Source organism: Ruegeria sp. G2 (assembly GCF_056533505.1).
This window is the reverse complement of sequence record NZ_JBQFON010000023.1, coordinates 1-2,822: the sequence shown is the minus strand read 5'-3', so window position 1 is coordinate 2,822 and position 2,822 is coordinate 1. Positions and strand designations below refer to the sequence as shown.

3 protein-coding genes are annotated in these 2,822 nt (G+C 59.5%); all 3 read right to left on the bottom strand.

The window, feature by feature from the left end; translation table 11 throughout:
* Window positions 1–725 (bottom strand): bifunctional methylenetetrahydrofolate dehydrogenase/methenyltetrahydrofolate cyclohydrolase FolD (gene folD / locus ACR0DU_RS21305; protein WP_480877324.1); only part of this gene is annotated, 725 nt, incomplete at its 3' end.
* Window positions 726–778: 53 nt separating this feature from the next.
* The gene (locus ACR0DU_RS21300) at window positions 779–1,084 is read right to left on the bottom strand and encodes a chorismate mutase (RefSeq protein ID WP_010442824.1); all 306 of its coding nucleotides are present in this window, start codon (window positions 1,082–1,084) and stop codon (window positions 779–781) included.
* Between the two features lie 57 nt (window positions 1,085–1,141).
* The gene (locus ACR0DU_RS21295; protein ID WP_480877327.1) at window positions 1,142–2,818 is read right to left on the bottom strand and encodes a formate--tetrahydrofolate ligase; all 1,677 of its coding nucleotides are present in this window, start codon (window positions 2,816–2,818) and stop codon (window positions 1,142–1,144) included.
* Window positions 2,819–2,822 lie beyond the last annotated feature (4 nt).

Here is a 2,822-nt window from a genome sequence, read left to right as displayed (position 1 = left end):
TTGTTCTTGCCGTCACGTTCGATCCGGTTGATGCCCACGTCGATTACGGTCGCGCCTTCCTTGATCCAGTCACCCGGCACCATCTCGGGGCGGCCTACGGCGGCAACGACGATGTCGGCGCGGCGCACCACGTCGGGCAGGTCCTTGGTGCGGCTATGCGCGATGGTCACGGTGCAGCTGTCGCCCAGCAGCAGCTGCGCCATCGGCTTGCCCACAATATTCGAGCGGCCAATTACAACAGCATCCATGCCCGACAGAGAGCCATGGTGGTCGCGCAGCATCATCAGGCAGCCCAGCGGCGTGCAGGGCACCATCGATTTCTGACCCGTACCCAGCAGGCCGACATTCGAGATATGGAACCCATCTACATCTTTCGCCGGATCAATCGAGTTGATCACCAGGTCTTCGTTCAGGTGCTTGGGCAGCGGCAGCTGCACCAGAATACCGTGTACGGCAGGATCGTTGTTCAGCTTGTCGATCAGCGCCAGAAGGTCTTCTTCGGAGGTGTCTGCATCCAGTTTGTGCTCGTATGAGTTCATACCGACTTCAACGGTCATTTTGCCCTTCGAGCGGACATAGACCTGACTGGCCGGATCCTCGCCCACCAGAACCACCGCCAGGCCCGGTGTGATGCCGTTTTCTTCCTTCAGTTTCGCAACCTGGTCAGCCACCTGCGCGCGCACTTTGGCGGCAAAGGCCTTACCGTCGATGACTTGAGCTACCATCCTTTGATCCCTTCTTTCAAAAAACGGATCGGGCGCACAAAGCGCCCGGTCATTCAGTCGGGGCCGAGCACGCGTTCTTCGCGCGCAATCGACCAATCAATCAAGGTGCGCCATAGTTTTTCGGCAAGGTCAGGATCCATACCCAGCTCGTCCGAATTCATACGCACTTTTTGCACCACATCCTCGACACGCTCCGGAATACGTGCAGGCAAGCCCTCGCCCGGCTTCAGCGCGGATGCGCGGTCGATGTAACCTGCACGCGCCACCAACATCTCGATCAGCTGCCGATCCAGCTTGTCGATCTGAACCCGCAACTCCCGCATTGAGTGGCAGTCTTTTGGAGGTGTCAGAGTGGGCATGTTTGTCTCCTCATGGCCCGGGAATTCCCCGGACCACGAGATGTCTTATTCGGCGGCTTAGAACAAGCCCTCGATCTCACCTGCGTCGTTAAGGCAGATGGTTTCCGCGGCCGGCTTGCGGGGCAGACCGGGCATGGTCATGATCTCACCACAGACAACCACGATGAAACCGGCACCGGCGGACAGGCGGACCTCACGCACCGGAACCGAGTGGCCGGTGGGCGCGCCGCGCAGGGTCGGGTCGGTCGAGAACGAATACTGGGTTTTCGCCATGCAGACCGGCAGATTGCCATAGCCTGCCTCTTCCCACTCGCGCAACTGGTTGCGGATCTTATTGTCGGCCAGCACCTCATCCGCGCGGTAGATACGCTTGGCGATGGTTTCGATCTTCTCGAACAGTGGCATGTCGTCAGGGTAGATCGGCGCGAAGTTGGCGCTGCCGCCTTCGACGATCTCGACAACCTTCTCGGCCAGCGGCGCAGAGCCTTCCGAGCCCAGCTCCCAGTGGCGCGACAGAACCGCCTCGACACCGTGCTCGGCGCAGTAGTCGCTGACTGCCTGAACCTCGGCATCGGTGTCGGTGACAAAGTGGTTGATGGCGACAACAACCGGCACACCGAAGGATTTCACGTTTTCGATATGACGGCCGAGGTTGGCACAGCCCGATTTCACAGCGTCAACGTTTTCCGCACCCAGATCGGCCTTGGCAACGCCGCCGTTCATCTTCATCGCACGCACTGTGGCAACCAGCACCACGGCCGACGGCGCGATGACCGCCTTGCGGCACTTGATGTTCATGAACTTCTCGGCACCCAGATCAGCACCAAAGCCCGCTTCGGTCACGACATAGTCGGCCACTTTCAGAGCGGTCTTGGTGGCGATGACCGAGTTACAGCCATGCGCGATGTTTGCGAACGGCCCACCGTGAACAAAGGCCGGGTTGTTTTCCAGCGTCTGCACCAGGTTCGGCTGCATCGCGTCCTTCAGCAGCACGGTCATTGCGCCTTCGGCCTTGATATCGCGGCAGTAAACCGGGGTCTTGTCACGGCGGTAAGCGACGATGATGTCGCCCAAACGCTTTTCCAGATCCTTCAGGTCGTTTGCCAGACACAGGATCGCCATGACTTCGGACGCCACGGTAATGTCAAAGCCAGCTTCGCGCGGGAAGCCGTTCGACACGCCGCCCAGAGACGCCGTGATCTGGCGCAGCGCACGGTCATTCATGTCGACCACACGGCGCCATGCGACGCGGCGGGTGTCGATCTCGCACTCGTTGCCCCAATAGATGTGGTTGTCGATCATTGCCGACAGCAGCGAGTGGGCCGAAGTAATCGCGTGGAAGTCACCGGTGAAGTGCAGGTTCATCTCTTCCATCGGAACAACCTGCGCGTAACCGCCACCTGCGGCACCGCCCTTCATGCCGAAGTTCGGGCCAAGCGAGGCTTCACGGATACAGATCATCGCGTTCTTGCCGATGCGATTCAGGCCATCGCCCAGACCAACTGTAGTGGTCGTCTTGCCTTCACCCGCAGGGGTCGGGTTGATCGCCGTGACCAGGATCAGCTTGCCATCTTCACGGTCCTGAACCGAATTGATGAAATCCTGACTGACTTTCGCCTTGTCGTGGCCGTAGGGCAGCAGATCATCACTGGAAATGCCCAGCTTGGCACCGATCTCCTGAATCGGCTTCTTGTTTGCCTCACGGGCAATCTCAATATCGGATTTATAGCTCATTGGG